This is a genomic window from Burkholderia sp. ZZQ-2 (assembly GCF_050768715.1).
GTDB classification, from domain to species: Bacteria; Pseudomonadota; Gammaproteobacteria; order Burkholderiales; family Burkholderiaceae; genus Burkholderia; species Burkholderia cepacia.
This window is the reverse complement of record NZ_LDVA01000031.1, coordinates 1-260: the sequence shown is the minus strand read 5'-3', so window position 1 is coordinate 260 and position 260 is coordinate 1. Positions and strand designations below refer to the sequence as shown.

The following is a 260-nucleotide window of genomic DNA, read 5'->3' as shown; positions in this document are numbered from 1 at the left end:
GATGCCGGCCGCGATCAGCTCATGGGCGGCGCGCGATGCAGCCGGCAGCGGTGCGGGATCGAGATTCGCGAGCATCCGTTCGGCGTCGTCGAGCTGGCCGACCAGCAGCAGCCGGCGCACGCCGAGATAGCGCGCGTGCGCGGCGTTCGCGCGGTCACCGTGCGCGTCGAGCGTCGCACAGGCTGCATCGAGCGCGCGTGTCGGCCAGCGCAAGTCGCGCGATGCGAGCGCGATCTCCGCTTCCGCGACGACGCAGCGCG

General features: G+C 73.5%; 1 pseudogene. It reads right to left on the bottom strand.

What is annotated here, in order from left to right:
• Positions 1–260, bottom strand: a pseudogene (locus tag ABY44_RS00830) (helix-turn-helix domain-containing protein); the annotation flags it as partial.